Here is an 18,583-nt window from a genome sequence, read left to right as displayed (position 1 = left end):
CCGGCCCTCGCGGACCGCATCTCCCCCGCAGAATTCCCGCCCCGCCTCGCGCCCTCCACAGACGCTCCACCGGACCCCACCACTCCCACAGACGCTCCAGAGGGCCGGATCGGCCCCGCAGAAGTCCCACCCGGCCGCACGGATCCCACCGCCCCCACCGCCCGTGACTTGGGCACAGTGTGCACCGGCAGCAGGCTCAGCCCCCACCCACCGGCCGCCACGGCCCCCTCGAAGGCACCCGCGTCCGGCGAGAAGGCCAGACGCAGCAGGCCCCACCACCACAGTGCCCCGAAGGCCACAGCCGGTATCCAGCGCGCGGTCCGCCACACCCCGGCCGGTATTCCGCGCACGGTCCGCCACGCCACGGCCGCCACCTCCTGCCCGATGCCGGATCGGATCGAACCCGAACGCCGGCGCCACCCGGCGGCAGGACGCCCCGGAGGCGTCCCCGCACACCGAAGGCGCTCCCGCGCACGTCGAAATCCCCTTCACCATGGCACGAATGCCCTGATGCGGGCATGTCGAGCCCCGCCCGGCGCTTCCCCCGGCCTCCAGGCGCCCCGCCCCGCCCTCCAGCCGCCCCGGCCCACGCGCCACTCGACATGCGAGAGCCGCGTCATGCGAGAGCCTCGACATGCAAAAGCCCCGGCCGATCTCCCGGCCGGGGCTTTCACACACTTATGAGTGACACCTGCACGAGGCGTCACGCCGCGTGGGATCACGCAGCGACGACGTCCACCGCTTCCGCAGGCGCCTTGATGGTCACCCGTTCCGGTGGGACACCGGCCACGGAGACAGAATTGAGCCGCGGGCGAACCGGTGCGGGCACCGGATCAGTAGCCGCTGCCGACTCGGCCAGCTCGGCGAGAGCGAGCTCGTCGCTCACCTCGCGCATGAGCTCGGACATCCGTACGTCAAGCGCGTCGCAAATAGCGGACAGCAGCTCGGAGGATGCCTCCTTCTGCCCCCGCTCCACCTCGGAGAGATAGCCGAGCGAGACTCGGGCGGACGAGGAGACTTCGCGCAGAGTACGGCCCTGGCGCTGGCGCTGCCGACGCAGCACGTCACCCAGCAGGCGACGGAGCAGAATCATCGGTGGCTCCCTCCTCGGACCGTGTAGCCGCATCCTTCACGCCCCACCGTACCGCCTTGCGCTGCGGCCGTGCGGGGAGCGATGTCGTGTTCACTCAGGGCTGTAAACATCAAAACCCCCCGTTCTGTTCCGTATCCTGTGCCCGCTCATTCTCTGCGCGTTCGCTCAAGACCTGCTCAAGGAGCAGCTCAAGCACACTCCGTACACTCTTCATACGGATTTCCGAACGGTCGCCGTTCAACCGCAACGCGGCCACTTTCCGGCTACGAGCGAAACTGCCGGCCTGAGCCCCGGACCGCTCAACCCCGGCGCCGGCTCCCGCTTCAGCCCCTCCGGAACCCGCCTCGAACGCCGTGGAATCGCCCGGACCGGCGACAGCCACGAAGACCGTCCCCACCGGCTGCCCGTCCTGCTCGTCGGGCCCGGCGACGCCTGTGGTCGCGATCCCCCAGTCCGCGCCGAGGACCCTGCGCACCCCGGTCGCCATCTGCACGGCGACCTCGGGATCCACCGCCCCGCGCTCGGCCAGGAGAGTGCCGTCGACGCCCAGGACGTCCCGTTTCAGCTCGGTCGCGTACGAGGTCACAGATCCGCGGAAGACGCGCGAGGCGCCCGGCACCGAGGTGATGTCCGCCGCCACGAGGCCGCCGGTGAGCGACTCGGCGACCGCGAGGGTCTCGCCGCGCTCGGCGAGCAGCCGGAGCACCGCGGCGGCGGTGGAGAGGCCGTCCGCCCCGCCACCGCCGACCGCTCCGGACGTCACTGCTCCGCCGCCGCCTCACGTTCGTCGCGGGCGGCACGCTCGGCCGCCATGCCCTGCCGGCGCAGCACCACGGCCTGCTTCACGTAGTCGAGGCCGGTGAGCACGGTCAGCGCGACCGCCACCGCCATCACCCAGAACCGGAAGGTGGCCAGTGGCCCGGTCAGCGCCAGGACGTACATCCCGACCGCCGTGCCCTGGGCGAGGGTCTTCATCTTGCCGCCGCGGCTGGCCGGGATCACCCCGTACCGGATGACCCAGAAGCGCAGCAGGGTGATCCCGAGCTCACGCCCGAGGATCACTCCCGTCACCCACCAGGGCAGGTCGCCGAGGCTCGAGAGACAGATGAGCGCCGCCCCCATGATCGCCTTGTCGGCGATGGGGTCGGCGATCTTCCCGAAGTCCGTGACCAGGTTGTACGTGCGCGCCAGATGTCCGTCGAAGACGTCCGTGATCATGGCGACGGCGAAGGCCGCCCAGGCCCAGGCGCGCCAGACGGGGTCGTAGCCGCCGTCGGCGAGCATGAGCGCCACGAAGCCCGGCACGAGGGCGAGCCGGAGCATGGTCAGGATGTTCGCGATGTTCCACAGGCTGGCCTGGTTGACGGCCGCAGCGCCCAACTTGCCGCCGGGCGCCGGCCTACCGGAACCGCCCGTAGCGGATGCCGGGACTCCGGTCATCTGCCCGCCTCCTCAGAACACTCGAGCGGCTCGGCGACCAGGTCAACGCCCTGGGTGCCGATCACCTTTGCCTCGACGATACGACCCACGCTCAGGCCCTCGCTGCTGGTGAGCAGCACCTGTCCGTCAGTCTCGGGAGCCTGGTGCTCTGCGCGCCCGACGGCACCGTCCTCGTCGTCGATGGACTCGACGAGCACGTGGACCGCCTCGCCGACGCGCTCGTCCGCGCGCTGCGAGACCAGCTCCTCGGCGAGCCGCGACACGCGCGCGAGTCGCTCGGCGACGACGTCCTCGTCGAGCTTGTGCTCGTACGTCGCCGCTTCCGTGCCCTCCTCGTCGGAGTAGCCGAAGACGCCGATCGCGTCGAGGCGGGCGCCGGTGAGGAAGCGCTCCAGCTCGGCCAGGTCGGCCTCGCTCTCGCCGGGGAAGCCCACGATGAAGTTGGACCGGACACCGGCCTGCGGCGCCCTGTCTCGGATCGTGGAGAGCAGCTCGAGGAAGCGGTCGGTGTCACCGAAGCGCCGCATGGAGCGCAGCACGGCGGGGGCCGAGTGCTGGAACGAGAGATCGAAGTAAGGAACGACCTTGTCGGTGCCCGTGAGGACGTCGATGAGGCCGGGGCGCATCTCGGCTGGCTGCAGATAGCTGACGCGCACCCGCTCGATCCCGTCGACGGCGGCCAGCTCGGGCAGCAGCGTCTCGAGGAGTCGGATGTCGCCGAGGTCCTTGCCGTACGAGGTGTTGTTCTCGGAGACGAGCATGACCTCCTTGACGCCCTGCTCGGCGAGCCAGCGCGTCTCGCCGAGGACGTCGCTGGGCCGGCGCGAGATGAAGGCGCCGCGGAAGGACGGGATGGCGCAGAAAGAGCAGCGGCGGTCGCAGCCGGACGCCAGCTTCACCGAGGCGACGGGGTTCGTCCCGAGGCGGCGGCGCAGCGGGGCGCGGGGGCCGGACGCGGGCGCGAGACCGTCGGGCAGGTCCACGGGGGCGTGTCCGGGGAGCGCCACCTCGGCGCCCGCGTCCTGCCGCTCGGCAGGGCTGATCGGCAGCAGCTTGCGCCGGTCGCGCGGGGTGTGCGAGGCGTGGATGCCGCCGTTGAGGATGGTCTGGAGCCGGTCGGAGATGTCGGCGTAGTCGTCGAAGCCGAGCACGCCGTCGGCCTCGGGGAGGGCTTCCGCCAGGTCCTTGCCGTACCGCTCGGCCATGCAGCCGACGGCCACGACGGCCTGGGTTCTGCCATGGCCCTTGAGGTCATTGGCTTCGAGAAGGGCGTCGACGGAGTCCTTCTTGGCGGCTTCGACGAAGCCACAGGTGTTGACGACAGCGACGTCTGCGGCCTCGGCGTCCTCGACGAGCTCCCAGCCGTCCGCCTCCAAGCGGCCTGCGAGCTCCTCCGAGTCCACCTCGTTACGGGCGCAGCCAAGAGTGACAAGGGCGACGGTACGGCGTTCGGGCATGGGCTCAAGACTACTTCGTCCCACCGACAGCACCGCCCGCGAGGGTTACCCGGAGATCATCGCCGGGCAACCTCCCGCTCATCCGACCTCGGGATCACCCTTGGTGTAGGTGAGACGCTCGACCTGTCCGGGCTCGAACTCGTTGTCCACCTGCTTGCCGTTCACGTACAGCTGGATGGCACCGGCGTCGCCGAGGACGAGGTCGACCTTCTGGTTGTCCTGGAAGGTCTTCGACTCGCCCTGTTCGAGCAGGCCGTCGAACATGATCCGTCCGTTGTGGTCCTTCGCGGAGATCCAGCTGCGCCCGTCCGCCGCGTTGATCTTGACGGTGACCTTGTCGCGGGGCGCGGCCGCGATCGCGCTGTCGGTCGGGTCGGGCTTGGGATCGGTGGGCTTGTTGGCCTTGGGGGTCTGCGTGGGCTTGGGCTTGCCTGAGGCCGGTGTCGCACCGTCGGCCGCCTGCTGCTTGGCACCGTCGTCGCTCCCGCCGAACGCGGTGAACCCGACGAAGCCGATCACCGCGACGATCGCGGCGACCATGGCCGCCGTCCAGTTCGGCCGGCGCGGCTCGGACCTGATCCGCTCGGCCTCGAACAGCGGAGCGGCCGGAGTCGGCGCGGGCCGCCCACCGTGCTCGTCGGCGAACTGGGCGAGAAGCGGCTCGGGATCGACACCCACGGCGCGCGCCAGGGTCCGGACGTGACCGCGGGCGTAGACATCGCCGCCGCACCGCGAGAAGTCGTCCTCCTCGATCGCGTGCACGATCGGGATGCGCACCCGGGTGGACGTACTGACTTCGTCGACGGTCATCCCGGCGTCTTCGCGCGCCTGACGGAGGACGCGTCCGATCGAGGGGCGGTCGACCGAGGGCGTGGGCGCCTGCTCGACGGCCGGCGGGGTCGTCGCGCGAGCGTCATCCGAAGGACGGTCGTCTTCAGGGGAGTTGCCGATGGACACGGGGGCGCCTTTCGAGCGTGTAACCACCTGCTGGAGGTTCAGTCTAGGGGGGGTACGAAAGGGTGGGGCAACCGGGCGGTCAGACCTTTACGCCATCGGAATGGCCGGACACGACGGCCGGTCACCCCGATGCTGGGACATATACCTGACCCCTCCCTCAACTTGACGTACGCGGAGGGGAAACGGTTGCCTCACGCTCCCTTACGAGTGAGCGTCGATCGCGAGTGTGAGCCGTCCGTTCGTCCTGCGGGGCGCGCGCTGTCCCTGCGACGCGCGCCTCAGGGTTGAGCCTCCCCGCGTATCACGGCGAGCACTCCATCCAGTTCGTCAGGCTTCACAAGAACGTCACGTGCCTTCGAACCCTCGCTCGGTCCCACGATGTTCCGCGACTCCATGAGGTCCATGAGCCGCCCGGCCTTCGCGAAGCCGACGCGCAGCTTGCGCTGGAGCATCGACGTGGAGCCGAACTGCGTGGAAACGACCAGCTCAGCGGCCTGGCACAGCAGGTCGAGGTCGTCGCCGATGTCCTCGTCGATCTCCTTCTTCTGCTTGGTCCCGACGGTGACGTCGTCCCTGAAGACGGGCGCCATCTGGTCCTTGCAGTGCTGGACGACCGCGTGGATCTCGTCCTCGGTGACGAAGGCGCCCTGCATACGGGTGGGTTTGTTCTGGCCCATCGGCAGGTACAGCCCGTCGCCCTTGCCGATCAGCTTCTCGGCGCCGGGCTGGTCGAGGATGACGCGGCTGTCGGCGAGCGAGGAGGTGGCGAAGGCGAGCCGGGAGGGGACGTTGGCCTTGATGAGGCCGGTGACGACGTCGACCGACGGGCGCTGGGTGGCGAGCACCAGGTGGATGCCGGCCGCGCGCGCGAGCTGTGTGATGCGCACGATCGAGTCCTCGACGTCCCGCGGCGCGACCATCATCAGGTCCGCGAGCTCGTCGACGATGACCAGCAGATACGGGTACGTCTTCAGCTCGCGCTCGCTGCCCTCGGGCGTCTTGAGCTTGCCGTCGCGGATCGCCTGGTTGAAGTCGTCGATGTGCCGGTATCCGAACGCCGCGAGGTCGTCGTAGCGCAGGTCCATCTCGCGCACGACCCACTGCAGCGCCTCGGCGGCCCGCTTGGGGTTGGTGATGATCGGCGTGATCAGGTGCGGGATGCCCTCGTACGCGGTGAGCTCGACGCGCTTGGGGTCCACGAGGACCATGCGCACGTCCTCGGGGGTCGCCCGGCACATGATCGAGGTGATCAGACAGTTGATGCAGGACGACTTTCCGGAGCCGGTGGCTCCGGCGACGAGGATGTGCGGCATCTTGGCCATGTTGGCCATGACGTAACCGCCCTCGACGTCCTTGCCGAGCGCGACGAGCATCGGGTGGTCGTCCTCGGCCGCGTCGGCGAGGCGCAGGACGTCGCCCACGTTGACCATTTCGCGGTCGGTGTTCGGGATCTCGATGCCCACGGCGGACTTGCCGGGGATGGGCGAGATGATCCGGACGTCCGGGGACGCGACGGCGTAGGCGATGTTCTTGGCCAGCGCCGTGATCTTCTCGACCTTCACGGCGGGGCCGAGCTCGATCTCGTAGCGGGTGACCGTCGGGCCGCGCGTGAAGCCGGTGACGTGGGCGTCGACCTTGAACTCGGAGAAGACGTTCGACAGCGAGTCGACGACGGCGTCGTTGGCCGCGCTGCGTGACTTGCCGGGGCCGCCGCGCTCCAGGAGGTCGAGCGACGGCAGCGAGTAGGTGATGTCGCCGGACAGCTGGAGCTGCTCGGCGCGCGGCGGGAGGTCGCGCGGGCCGTCGGGGGCGGACTTCGTCAGGTCGGGCACGCCGGCCTTGGCCGCCGGGGCTGCGGGCTCAGGTGCCGGCTCCTTGGTCTCCTTCGCCGGGGTCTTCGCCCGCGCGGTAGGTACCGGCGCCGTGCGCTCGGGGGCGCTCTCCCGCTCCGTACCGACCCTCTGCGTCAGATCGGCGACCAGCGGCGACGGGGGCATGCCGTGCAGCACGGCCCCGTCGAGCGCGGCAGCGGCCGCTGCGGCCACGTCGACCGCGTCCATGGGCCGGGTCACGACGGGCTGCACAGGGGTGCGCCGGGGCCTGCGCCGCTTGGAGAGCGCCTCCTGCTCCGCCTGGTCGGGGTCGTACGTCTCGGGGTCCGCCGGACGCCGCCTGGAGCGCGCGGGCAGGGACTCGCGCCACTGTTCGTCGTAGCGCTCGTCGTCCGCCGCACCGAGCGCGTCGTCCTCGGGGTCCGGATGGACGACGCCGAGCTGCACACCGAGCAGCCGCAGTCGCTGCGGAATCGCGTTCACGGGCGTCGCGGTGACCACCAGCAGCCCGAAGACGGTGAGCAGGACGAGGAGCGGTACCGCGAGCACCTCGCCCATGGTGAAGCTCAACGGGGTGGAGGCGCCCCAGCCGATGAGCCCCCCGGCGTCCCTTATGGCCTGCATGCCGTCGGTGCGGGCGGGCGAGCCGCAGGCGATGTGGACCTGGCCGAGTACGCCGATGACGAGCGCGGACAGGCCGATCACGATGCGCCCGTTGGCCTCGGGCTTCTCGGGGTGCCGGATGAGGCGTACGGCGATGCCGCCGAGCAGCAGCGGTACGAGCAGGTCGAGGCGGCCGAACGCGCCCGTGACGAGCATTTCGACGAGGTCGCCGACGGGGCCGCGCAGATTCGACCAGGTGCCCGCCGCGACGATCAGTGCCAGACCGAGGAGGAGGAGCGCGAGGCCGTCCTTGCGGTGCGCCGGGTCGAGCCCCTTGGCGCCACGGCCTATGCCGCGGAACATCGCGCCCACGCTGTGCGCGACGCCCAGCCAGAGCGCGCGTGCAAGCCGGTACACGCCCCCGGTGGGGCTGGGCGCCGGCTTGGGCGCGGGCTTCTTCGCCGCGGCTTTCCTCGGGGGCGCCTTCTTGGCCGCGGGCTTCTTCGCGGCCGTCTTCTTGGCAGGGGCCTTCTTCGCCGGAGCCTTGGTCGGCGCGGCCGCCTTCTTCGCGGGCGTCTTCTTGGCTGCGGGACGTGAGGCCATGAGTGCGAGGTTACCGGTGGAGACCACTGCGGACACGTGTGCCTACTGCTTCACCCGTCCGTGTCGCGGATCGGTGTGCCCGGAAGTGACGCTTCCTCAAATGGTGGGCTGCTGCTCAGTTCTGCGAAGGAAGTGACGGTGCGCCGCTTCCCGTACCGGGCTCCAGGGCGTCAAGAGCGCGGCGCAGCCCGGTGAGTTTGCGTTCGAGATGCGCGGCCGTGGCGACCGCGGCAGCGTCCGCCGACTCGTCGTCGAGCTGCTTCGAGAGCGCCTCGGCCTGCTCCTCAACGGCCGCGAGCCGCGCGGAGAGTTCGGCCAGCAGCCCGGCCGGCTCCTTGGAGTCGCCGACGTCGGACTTCCCGCCGCCCTCGAGCTGGAGCCGCAGCAGGGCCGCCTGCTCCCGCAGTTGGCAGTTCTTCATGTACAGCTCGACGAAGACCGAGACCTTCGCGCGCAGGACCCACGGGTCGAACGGCTTCGAGATGTAGTCCACCGCACCGGCCGCGTACCCACGGAACGTGTGGTGCGGGCCGTGGTTGATGGCCGTGAGGAAGATGATCGGGATGTCGCGTGTCCGCTCCCGACGCTTGATGTGCGCCGCGGTTTCGAAACCGTCCATTCCCGGCATCTGGACATCCAGCAGAATGACCGCGAAATCGTCCGTGAGCAGCGCTTTGAGTGCTTCCTCCCCGGACGATGCCCGCACCAGTGTCTGATCGAGCGCGGAGAGGATGGCCTCCAGCGCCAGCAGATTCTCCGGCCGGTCATCGACCAGGAGGATCTTGGCCTTCTGCACCATGGCCCGCCCTCCTCGCCCCGGCATGGGGCCGCCCCTGTCCGCAGGACTTGGGGCGGCTCCGGAAGCCGCCCCAGAGGGCGACTCCCTTGCGCCGCCCGTCCTTGTGCCGGTCATGGTAGCCGCACCCCGCCCGTCGCCACACCCTGTCACCGCGATGTCACTGTGCACGTAGCACAAACGCAGTGGGAGACCAGAAGGTTCCCCGAATACCGCAGTTCTACACGGCTTCGGCCACACTCGGTCAACAACTGCTCAGCGACGCACACCTACCCGGTCACTCCCCGCGCATCCACTGCTCCATCACCGTAAGCAGATGATCCGGATCGACCGGCTTCGTGACGTAGTCGGAGGCCCCGGACTCGATGGCCTTCTCCCTGTCACCCTTCATCGCCTTCGCCGTGAGCGCGATGATCGGCAGCCCGGCGAACTGCGGCATCCTGCGGATCGCCGTCGTCGTCGCGTAGCCGTCCATCTCCGGCATCATGATGTCCATCAGGACGACCGTCACGTCGTCGTGCTGTTCGAGGACCTCGATCCCCTCCCGGCCGTTCTCGGCGTACAGCACGGACAGGCCGTGCTGCTCCAGGACGCTGGTGAGCGCGAAGACGTTACGGATGTCGTCGTCGACGATGAGCACCTTCTCGCCACCGAAGACGAACGTGCGTCGCTCCTGCGGCGCCCCTTCCTGACCGGTGCCCGCCCACTGCTCCTGGGCGCGCTCCTGCGCAGGCGCCGCAGGCCCCTGCTGCCCGGGCTGTCCCGGCAGCGCCGGCCGCCGTTCGGGCGCGGCCACCTGCCTGCGGCGCCGCCTGAAGAGCGCGGCGGGACCGTGCTGGGTGTCCTGGTACGACCTGACCTCCGGCGGCATCGACGCCTCGGGGGGCATGACCTCCATCGGCACGGCGTGCATCCCCGGCTCGATGGTGGGCGCGAGCTGCGGGTAGCCCTGCGGCGGCAGTTCGCTCGCGTGCAGCGGCATGTACAGCGTGAACGTGGAGCCACGCCCGGCCTCGCTCTGTGCGTGGATCTCACCGCCGAGCAGCCGCGCGATCTCACGGCTGATGGACAGGCCGAGACCCGTACCGCCGTACTTGCGGCTCGTCGTCCCGTCAGCCTGCTTGAACGCCTCGAAGATCACCCGCATCTTGCTGGCCGCGATACCGATGCCGGTGTCGGTCACGGAGAAGGCGATCAGGTCGCCGTCCGCCTCCCGCAGGGAGCCCGCCTCCAGGAGCTGCTCACGGATGGCGTCGGGCACGTCCGCGCCCGCCGGCCTGATGACCAGTTCGACGGCTCCGGAGTCGGTGAACTTGACCGCGTTGGACAGCAGGTTGCGCAGCACCTGGAGCAGGCGCTGTTCGTCCGTGTGGAGCGTCGCGGGCAGTTCGGGCGAGACCCGTACGGAGAAATCGAGGCCCTTCTCTGCGGTCAGCGGGCGGAAAGTGGCCTCTACGTAGTCGACGAGCTGCACCAGAGCGATGCGGGTCGGCGACACGTCCATCTTGCCCGCCTCGACCTTCGACAGGTCGAGGATGTCGTTGATCAGCTGGAGCAGGTCGGAACCGGCGCCATGGATCGTCTCGGCGAACTCGACCTGCTTCGGGGTCAGGTTCGAGTCCGCGTTGTCGGCGAGCAACTTGGCCAGAATCAGCAGGGAGTTGAGCGGCGTACGCAGCTCATGCGACATGTTCGCCAGGAACTCGGACTTGTACCGCATGGAGACCGCGAGCTGCTCTGCGCGCTCCTCCAGGACCTGCCTGGCCTCTTCGATCTCGGTGTTCTTGACCTCGATGTCGCGGTTCTGCTGGGCGAGCAGCTCGGCCTTCTCCTCCAGCTCCGCGTTGGACGCCTGGAGCGCCTTCTGCCGGTTCTCCAACTCCGCGGACCGCTCGCGCAGTTGCTCGGTGAGCTCCTGCGACTGCTTGAGCAGCACCTCCGTCTTCGTGTTGACGGAGATGGTGTTCACGCTCGTCGCGATCATCTCGGCGATCTGGTTCAGGAAGTCCTTCTGGATCTGCGTGAACGGCTGGAACGTCGCCAGCTCGATCACACCGAGGACCGTCCCCTCGAAGAGCACCGGCAGCACGATGACGTGTGCGGGCGGCGCCTCCCCGAGCCCGGAAGCGATCTTCAGATAGCCCTGCGGCACGTTCTCCACGAGGATCGCGCGCCTCTCCTGGGCCGCGGTCCCGATGAGCGTCTCACCGGGCCGGAACGAGGTCGGCATGGACCCCATCGAGTAGCCGTAACTGCCGAGCATGCGCAGCTCGTACGCGTCCTCGGGCGCGGAACCGGCCTCGGCCTCGTCCGTCGGCAGCGCCAGGAAGAACGCGCCGTGCTGGGCGGAGACGACCGGCGTCAGCTCGCTCATGATCAGCGAGGCCACGTCCTCCAGGTCGCGGCGGCCCTGCATGAGGCCGGAGATACGGGCGAGGTTGCCCTTCAGCCAGTCCTGCTCCTCGTTGGCGATCGTGGTGTCGCGCAGGTTGGAGATCATCTTGTTGATGTTGTCCTGGAGGACCTGGATCTCGCCCGCCGCGTCGACGTCGATCTTGAGGTTCAGGTCGCCGCGGGTCACCGCCGTGGCGACGGCCGCGATGGCGCGCACCTGACGGGTCAGGTTCCCGGCCATCTCGTTCACGGACTCGGTCAGGTCGCGCCAGGTGCCGTCGACGTCGCGCACGCGGGCCTGGCCGCCGAGCTGGCCCTCCGTACCCACCTCACGAGCGACCCGGGTCACCTGGTCGGCGAACGAGGACAGCTGGTCGACCATGGTGTTGATGGTCGTCTTGAGTTCGAGGATCTCGCCCCGGGCGTCGATGTCGATCTTCTTGGTCAGGTCGCCCTTGGCGATGGCGGTCGTGACCATCGCGATGTTGCGGACCTGTCCGGTCAGGTTCGACGCCATGCCGTTCACGGACTCGGTGAGGTCCTTCCACGTACCGGAGACTCCCGGTACGCGGGCCTGCCCGCCGAGGATGCCGTCGGTGCCCACCTCACGGGCCACGCGGGTCACCTGGTCGGCGAACGAACTCAGCGTCGTCACCATGGTGTTGACCGTGTCGGCGAGCTGCGCGACCTCGCCGCGCGCCTCGACCGTGACCTTCTTGGTGAGGTCGCCGCTGGCGACGGCCGCCGCGACCTGCGAGATGTTGCGCACCTGGCTGGTCAGGTTGTTGGCCATCAGGTTGACGTTGTCGCTGAGGTCCTTCCAGATGCCCGTGACGCCCCGCACGCGCGCCTGGCCGCCCAGCTGGCCCTCGGTACCCACCTCGCGGGCCACACGGGTCACCTGCTCGGCGAACGACGACAGCTGATCCACCATCGTGTTGACGGTCGTGACGAGTTCGAGGATCTCGCCCTTCGCGTCGACGGTGATCTTCTTGGACAGGTCGCCGCGGGCGACGGCCGTGGTGACCTCGGCGATGTTGCGCACCTGAAGGGTCAGGTTGTTGGCCATGCCGTTCACGGACTGCGTGAGGTCCTTCCAGGTGCCGGAGACACCCTGGACCTCGGCCTGCCCGCCGAGGATGCCCTCCGTACCCACCTCACGGGAGACCCGCGTGACCTGCTCGGCGAAGTTCGAGAGCTGGTCCACCATCGTGTTGAGGGTGTTCTTCAGCTCCAGGATCTCGCCGCGCGCGTCCACGTCGATCTTCTGCGACAGGTCACCGCGCGCCACCGCCGTGGCGACCTGCGCGATGTTGCGCACCTGGGCGGTGAGGTTGCCGGCCATGCCGTTCACCGAGTCGGTCAGGTCACGCCACACGCCGGCGACGCCGGGCACCTGCGCCTGACCGCCGAGCCGGCCTTCCGTACCCACCTCGCGGGCCACCCGCGTCACCTGGTCGGCGAAAGCGGAGAGCTGGTCGACCATCGTGTTGATGGTGTTCTTCAGTTCCAGGATCTCGCCGCGCGCGTCCACGTCGATCTTCTGCGACAGGTCACCCCGCGCCACCGCCGTGGTCACCTGCGCGATCTGGCGCACCTGCGAAGTCAGGTTCCCCGCCATGAAGTTGACGGAGTCGGTGAGTTCCTTCCAGGTGCCGGACACGCCGTCGACCCGCGCCTGACCGCCGAGCCGGCCCTCGGTGCCCACGTCGCGCGCCATGCGCGTCACCTGGTCGGCGAACGAGGACAGCTGGTCCACCATCGTGTTCACGGTGTTCTTCAGCTGGAGCATCTCGCCGGACACGTCCACGGTGACCTTCTGCGACAGGTCGCCGTTGGCCACCGCCGTCGTCACCTGCGCGATGTTGCGGACCTGGCCCGTCAGGTTGCGGAAGGCCGTGTTGACGGAGTCTGTCAGGTCCTTCCACGTACCGGCAGCTCCCTGCACATGCGCCTGGCCGCCCAGCTCACCCTCGACACCGATCTCCCGCGCCACGCGCGTGACTTCGGAGCCGAACGCGGACAGCTGGTCCACCATCGTGTTGACGGTGTTCTTGAGCTCGAGCATCTCGCCGGCGACATCGACGGTCACCTTCTGCGAGAGGTCGCCGTTCGCCACCGCCGTCGTGACGGTCGCGATGTCGCGCACCTGCGTGGTCAGGTTCCGGAAGACCGTGTTCACCGAATCGGTGAGGTCCTTCCACGTCCCCGCCGCACCCGGCACATTCGCCTGCCCGCCGAGCTGCCCTTCCGCGCCGACCTCGTTGGCCACGCGCGTGACCTCGTCGGCGAACGTGCGAAGCGTCTCGGTCATCTGGTTGATCGTCTCGGCGAGTTGGGCGACCTCACCGCGTGCCGACACCGTCACCTTCTGCGACAGATCACCGTTGGCGACCGCCGTCGTGACCTGCGCGATCCCGCGCACCTGGGCCGTCAGGTTGCCGGCCATAAGATTTACGGAATCGGTGAGGTCCTTCCACACACCCGCCACACCCGGCACCTGCGCCTGGCCGCCGAGCTCGCCCTCCGTGCCCACCTCGCGGGCCACCCGGGTCACCTCGGAGGAGAAGGACGACAACTGGTCCACCATCGTGTTGACGGTGTTCTTCAGCTCGAGCATCTCGCCCGCGACGTGAACCGTGACCTTCCGGGACAGATCACCCTTCGCCACCGCGGTCGTCACGAGAGCAATGTCACGCACCTGAGCCGTCAACCGGTACGCCATGGTGTTGACCGAATCCGTGAGGTCCTTCCACGAACCGGACATACCGCGCACCCGGGCCTGACCGCCCAGCTTGCCCTCCGTGCCCACCTCGCTGGCCACCCGCGTGACCTCGTCGGTGAACGTCGACAGCTGGTCCACCAGGTTGTTGACGGTGCGCCCTACCTTGAGGAACTCGCCCCGCAGCGGATGACCGTTGCCGTCCGGCACCTGTGAACGCAGCTCCATGCGCGGCGACAGATCGCCCTCCGCCACCGCCGTGAGCACCCGTCCGACCTCGGAGACCGGGCGCACGAGGTCGTCGACCAGGGCGTTCGACGCGTTGATCGCCGCGGCCCAGGAGCCCTCGCAGGCACCCGCCTCAAGCCGCTCGGTGAGCTTTCCCTCACGCCCGACCATCCGCCGCACCCGCGACAGCTCACCGGTGAGGTGCAGATTCCGGTCCGCGACCTCGTTGAAGACCGCCGCGATCTCGGCCATGAGGCCGTCGCCCGACACCGTGAGGCGCTTGCGGAAGTTACCGTCCCGCATCGCCACAAGACCGGCGAGCAGTCTGTTCAGGGCAGCGGTGTCCACCGCTGTGGTCCCATTGCGCGGTTTACGCTGTTTCGCCAGGGGCTGTCCGCCCTTTGCGCGCGTATTCGTGCCTCGCGACGCTGCGCCAGACTCCACTGTGCCCCTCCCGCAAGGGTTGGCCGTACTGCTCGGATTGCTCGGGTTCTCTTCGGAAGCCTGCCCAGTGTTTCACCATGGCTGAACCAGGCCATAACAGTTCGGCAGCTTCGCACACCCTCCGGACGGAAACACTGGCGACCGGCATCCGCATGGACGGCGAAGGTAAGTAACCTTGCATGCGGCTGTCCACCCACCCCGGTCCGCCCGGCCAGGGCGGTGGCACGAGGACGACGGGCATCGGAGGGGGCGGCCGCGCCATGAGTTCGGGAGACATGGGCGTCGAGACTCGTACGACTGATACAGGGAGTTCTGTGATCACCGCGCGCGCGGCTGCCACCTTCGACCCCGTCGGGCGGTCCGTCGCGACCGCCCGCGCCTTTGTGCGCGACACCCTCCAGGGGTGGGGCTTCCCCGACATCATCGACGACGCGGTCGTCCTCACCAGTGAACTCGTGACGAACGCCGTCGTGCACGCCGGCACCTCCGCCGAGGTCCTGTGCCTGCGCACCGACGACGGCGTACGCGTCGAGGTCTCCGACCGCTATCCGGAGCGCGAGATCCCGCTCCAGCAGTCCGCGATCAACATGGGCAACCCCGACCGCGAGGGCGGCCGCGGCCTCCAGCTCTGCGCGGCCCTCGCCACCCGCTGGGGCGTCGACTACACGCCGACGCACAAACTCGTCTGGTTCCAACTCGCCCTTCCCCAGCGCTCGGTGGGCACCCGCACCGCGGGCCCCGCCCTCCCCACGGACCTCCTCCCGCTGGCCGACAGCAGAGTGCGGGTCGCCGTCGTCCAGATCGACCGCACCGGAGCCGTCGCCGCCTGGAGCGAGGACGCGGAGCACCTCTTCGGATACGTCGCCGATCAGGTCATCGGTAAACCCCTCACCGACTTCGCGGCCTGGCCGCACACCCCCGGCACGAGCACGGGAATCGCCGACGCTCTGCAGTTCTCGCGCTGGGAGGGCAGCTACGGCATCCGCGGCTCCAACGGCCGCGTGACGCCCGTCTACGCCTCCCACCTCCGTGTCCGCGACGCCGGCGGCGATCCCTCCACCGTCTGCCTCCTGGTACGCGACCACGAGCGCGCCGTCCTCCAGACCCCGCTGCGCGGCCAGACCACCTCGGAGAGCGGCACGCTGTCCGATGGCAACGCGTCCGACCCGTTCCAGGTCTTCATCGGCTCACCCGCCCCGGACGACCTCGACGGCCTGCTCCAGCGCACGGTCGAACGCGCCCGCGACATGCTCGACGGCGACTCCGCCTTCCTGCTCCTCGCGACCGATGACGAGACCGAGCTGGAGGTCCGCGCCTCCACGGGCCTTCCGTCGGCCCGCCAGCGCTTCGCCCGCGTCCCCGTGGAGGTGGGCCCCGGCCGCTACGGCTCAGCTCGTATGCCGGCCGTCCACGAGGACCTCACAGTCGTCCCCGGCGCCGTCCCGCTCCTCAACGGCACGGGCATGCGCTCGGTCGTCACGGTCCCGCTCAAGGTCGAGGGCCGCCTCACCGGCTCCCTCGGCGTCGCGGCCGAGGCACCCGACCGCTACTCGAACGAGGAGGCCCTGCGCCTCCAGTTCGCCGCCGACCGCATCGCCCTGGCCGTCGAGTCGGCCCGCCTCGGCGAGCTCGAAAAGCTCCGCCGCGGCTCCCTCAGCTTCCTCGTCGAGGCATCCGACCTCCTCGCCGGCACCCTCGACCGCGACCAGACCCTGGCGCTCATGGCCCAGATGACGGTCCCGACGCTCGCCACCTGGTGCGCCGTCTACACGATCGCCGACCAGTCCTCGGAGCCATACCTCTCGTACGTCCTGCACGAGGACGAGGAGCGCATCGACGGCCTCAAGGCGCTCCTCTCCAAGATCGCCCCGCCCGACCCGGTCCCCACCCCCGGAGCCCGCGTCTGGGCGGCACCCGCCGAAGCGGCCCACCAGGCGGCTCTACGGACGTCCAAGCGCAGCCTCGACCTCGGCGCACCGGCGAGCGTCAGCTCGGGCATCGGCACGACCCTCGCCACGGCCGCCGCGGTCGGCGGCGAGACGGTCGTCCTCCCCCTGGTCGCCCGCAACCGCGTCATCGGCATGCTCACGCTCGGCAAGCCGTCCGACGAGCACTTCCGCCAGGAAATCCTGGAACTGGCCGAGGACTTGAGCCGCCGTGCCGCGCTCGCCCTGGACAACGCGCGCCTCTACTCGGAGCGCGTGGCCATCAGTCAGTCCCTCCAGCGAAGCCTGCTCCCACCGGAGCTCCCGCACATCCCGGGCGTCGAGGTCGAGGTCATCTACCGCGCGGCCGGCGAGGGAAACGAGGTGGGCGGCGACTTCTACGACCTCTTCCCCATCCGCGACGGCGCCTACGGCTTCGCCATCGGCGATGTCTGCGGTACGGGCCCGGAGGCCGCGGCGGTCACCGGTCTGGCCCGGCACGCCCTGCGCCTCCTGGCCCGCGAGGGCTTCGGCGGCCCCGCGGTCCTGGAGCGCCTGAACGCCGCGATCCTCGACGAGGGCGCCCGAAGCCGCTTCCTCACGCTCCTCTACGGCGAGTTGTGGCCGCAGGAGGACGGCTCGGCGGTCCTGAAGATGGTCTGCGCCGGCCACCCGCTCCCCCTGCGCCTGCGCCAGGACGGCACAGTCGAGCCGTACGCGGAGCCGCAGCCGCTCCTCGGCGTCATGGAGGACCTGGAGCTCTACGAGCAGACGATGACGCTCGACCCGGGCGATGTCCTCCTCTGTGTCACGGACGGCATCACCGAACGCCGCGAAGGCACCCGCATGCTGGGCGACGACGGCCTGGCGGACGTCCTGACGACCTGTACGGGTCTGACGGCCGGCGCGGTAGCGGCCCGCATCATGCGCGCGGTCGAGCGTTTCGCGTCTGATGCCCCTTCGGACGACATGGCCATCCTGACCATGCGCGTCCCGGAACTCCAGAAGGACTGAGAGCCCCAACGCAAAAGGCCCCCGCCCGTAAGGGCGGAGGCCTTTATGTCTGAGCCCCCAAGCGGAATCGAACCGCTGACCTTCTCCTTACCATGGAGACGCTCTACCGACTGAGCTATAGGGGCCTGTTGCTTTCCCGGAGTTTCCCCCGCAGCAACGGAATTAAGCATACCCGAACTTCAGCTCGGTTCGAACCTTCCCGCCTGCGCGTCAGAAAGCGGGCTGCAGCAGCCCACCGAGCGCATTGCACGCGGAGACGACCTTGTGGAGCTCGCGCCGCGACAGCGTGGCACTGACGGGCAGCGCCAGCGTCTCGTCGGCGGCCCGCTCCGTCTCCGGCAGCGCGACGTCACGCCGGAACTGCGGCAGTCGGTGCACGGGCGTCTTCACCGGCACGCGGCAGTCAATTCCCCTGGCCCGTATGGCATGTGCGAAGGCGTCCCGGTCGGGCCGCCCGTTGCCGGGCACCCGTACGACGTACTGCTGGTAGGTGTGCCGCTCGCTCTCGGCGGGCGTCCGTACGCCATTGAGCCGCGCGTTCAGATAGCCGGCGTGCGCCCGCCGCCTGGCGAGCCCGTCGTGCGGCTGCTCCGACTCGCCCTGCTCCAGGACGAGCAGCCCGCGCCACCCACCGATCTCCCGGAGCCGCGCCACATCGGCCGGCTGCCCGAAGCGGTGTACGGCGATGATCGCCGCGGTGTGCGCACTGACGCCGGCCTCGACCGAGGCGGGGGCGAGGCAGTACGTGTCCGGGTCTATGTCCGCGAACACCGGCCTGGCACCGGCCAGTTCGACGGCCTCCGCGACCTCGACGTTTCCGTAGGCGGGCACGATGACCTCGTCACCGGTTCCGATACCGGCGGCCCTCAGCATTGCAACTGTCCCCATGGCACGGGATGTTGGCCGCGCAACGTGAACGACAAGTGACACAAAACAAAAAAGAGCTGGTCCCTGAACCGAAGTTCAGGGACCAGCTCTATAAAAATAGTTCGGCGGCGTCCTACTCTCCCACAGGGTCCCCCCTGCAGTACCATCGGCGCTGTGAGGCTTAGCTTCCGGGTTCGGAATGTAACCG

10 protein-coding genes, 1 tRNA gene and 1 rRNA gene are annotated in these 18,583 nt (G+C 69.4%); 1 reads left to right on the top strand and 11 read right to left on the bottom strand.

Translation table 11 applies throughout. The annotated features are described in order from the left end of the window. Positions 1-718 precede the first annotated feature (718 nt). The 8 genes from ACWFR4_RS41835 to ACWFR4_RS41800 form a co-directional block, all read right to left on the bottom strand. A complete protein-coding gene (locus ACWFR4_RS41835) occupies positions 719-1,093 on the bottom strand; it encodes a helix-turn-helix domain-containing protein (RefSeq protein ID WP_100591071.1) in 375 nt (124 codons plus the stop codon). A 109-nt stretch (positions 1,094-1,202) separates the two neighbouring features. Beyond that, a complete protein-coding gene (locus ACWFR4_RS41830) occupies positions 1,203-1,856 on the bottom strand; it encodes a CinA family protein (RefSeq protein ID WP_453458630.1) in 654 nt (217 codons plus the stop codon). After that, positions 1,853-2,533, bottom strand: coding sequence for a CDP-diacylglycerol--glycerol-3-phosphate 3-phosphatidyltransferase (pgsA, locus tag ACWFR4_RS41825; protein WP_453458633.1), 681 nt, complete (start codon positions 2,531-2,533; stop codon positions 1,853-1,855). The genes ACWFR4_RS41830 and pgsA overlap by 4 nt, the downstream gene beginning before the upstream one ends. Then, positions 2,530-3,990, bottom strand: coding sequence for a 30S ribosomal protein S12 methylthiotransferase RimO (gene rimO, locus ACWFR4_RS41820; RefSeq protein WP_453458636.1), 1,461 nt, complete (start codon positions 3,988-3,990; stop codon positions 2,530-2,532). The genes pgsA and rimO overlap by 4 nt, the downstream gene beginning before the upstream one ends. 78 nt (positions 3,991-4,068) lie before the next feature. After that, on the bottom strand, positions 4,069-4,947 hold the full coding sequence (locus ACWFR4_RS41815) for a helix-turn-helix domain-containing protein (protein ID WP_453656796.1): 879 nt from the start codon (positions 4,945-4,947) through the stop codon (positions 4,069-4,071). A gap of 278 nt (positions 4,948-5,225) precedes the next feature. Further along, a complete protein-coding gene (locus tag ACWFR4_RS41810; RefSeq protein ID WP_453458641.1) occupies positions 5,226-7,985 on the bottom strand; it encodes a DNA translocase FtsK in 2,760 nt (919 codons plus the stop codon). A 115-nt stretch (positions 7,986-8,100) separates the two neighbouring features. Further along, positions 8,101-8,784, bottom strand: a complete 684-nt coding sequence (locus ACWFR4_RS41805) for a response regulator (RefSeq protein ID WP_116509145.1) — start codon at positions 8,782-8,784, stop codon at positions 8,101-8,103. A gap of 274 nt (positions 8,785-9,058) precedes the next feature. Beyond that, on the bottom strand, positions 9,059-14,569 hold the full coding sequence (locus ACWFR4_RS41800) for a HAMP domain-containing protein (RefSeq protein WP_453656795.1): 5,511 nt from the start codon (positions 14,567-14,569) through the stop codon (positions 9,059-9,061). Positions 14,570-14,829: 260 nt separating this feature from the next. Between ACWFR4_RS41800 and ACWFR4_RS41795 the strand changes: the two genes are divergently transcribed. Then, complete coding sequence (locus tag ACWFR4_RS41795; protein WP_453656794.1) at positions 14,830-17,508, top strand: SpoIIE family protein phosphatase; 2,679 nt, start codon at positions 14,830-14,832, stop codon at positions 17,506-17,508. A 52-nt stretch (positions 17,509-17,560) separates the two neighbouring features. On the opposite strand, the gene ACWFR4_RS41790 is transcribed toward ACWFR4_RS41795, so the two are convergent. The 3 genes from ACWFR4_RS41790 to rrf all read right to left on the bottom strand — a co-directional run. After that, positions 17,561-17,633, bottom strand: a tRNA-Thr gene (locus ACWFR4_RS41790). 85 nt (positions 17,634-17,718) lie between these two features. Continuing rightward, positions 17,719-18,396 (bottom strand): DegT/DnrJ/EryC1/StrS family aminotransferase, encoded by a 678-nt coding sequence (locus tag ACWFR4_RS41785; protein ID WP_453458645.1) that lies wholly within the window; start codon positions 18,394-18,396, stop codon positions 17,719-17,721. 99 nt (positions 18,397-18,495) lie between these two features. Then, a 5S ribosomal RNA gene (gene rrf / locus ACWFR4_RS41780) occupies positions 18,496-18,583 on the bottom strand; the annotation flags it as partial.

The organism is Streptomyces sp. NPDC055140, assembly GCF_053607285.1.
The sequence above is the reverse complement of the archived record's forward strand: the minus strand, read 5'-3'. Positions and strand labels throughout refer to the sequence as shown.